This is a genomic window from Microseira wollei NIES-4236 (assembly GCF_020521235.1).
Classification (GTDB): Bacteria; Cyanobacteriota; Cyanobacteriia; order Cyanobacteriales; family Aerosakkonemataceae; genus Microseira; species Microseira wollei.
In genome coordinates this window covers 1-493 of record NZ_BLAY01000551.1, presented here as the reverse complement: position 1 = coordinate 493, position 493 = coordinate 1, and the positions used below count along the sequence as shown (strand labels likewise).

The 493-nt window shown below is 46.5% G+C and carries 1 protein-coding gene; it reads left to right on the top strand.

Features of this window, described 5'->3' with window-relative positions:
- Nucleotides 1-170: 170 nt before the first annotated feature.
- The gene (locus tag MiSe_RS49815; protein ID WP_226595038.1) at nt 171-386 is read left to right on the top strand and encodes a hypothetical protein; all 216 of its coding nucleotides are present in this window, start codon (nt 171-173) and stop codon (nt 384-386) included.
- The last annotated feature ends 107 nt before the right edge of the window (nt 387-493 follow it).

The window sequence follows — 493 nt, the reverse complement described above, 5'->3', positions numbered from 1 at the left end:
TACAGTCAGAAATCTATTGGTGGGCATTGGTAGGGAGACGGCACCCAATAAATTTTGCTCTCAACCAGAAGATGATCTCATGCCGTGTCCCTACAGTCAGAAATCTATTGGTGGGCATTGGTAGGGACACGGCACCCAATAAATTTTGGTTTATATCAGAAGATGATCCCATGCCGTGTCCCTACTATTGGTGGGCATTGGTAGGGAGACGGCACCCAATAAATTTTGGTTTATATCAGAAGATGATCCCATGCCGTGTCCCTACAGTCAGAAATCTATTGGTGGGCATTGGTAGGGACACGGCACCCAATAAATTTTGCTCTCAACCAGAAGATGATCTCATGCCGTGTCCCTACAGTCAGAAATCTATTGGTGGGCATTGGTAGGGAGACGGCACCCAATAAATTTTGGTTTATATCAGAAGATGATCCCATGCCGTGTCCCTACAGTCAGAAATCTATTGGTGGGCATTGGTAGGGACACGGCACCCAAT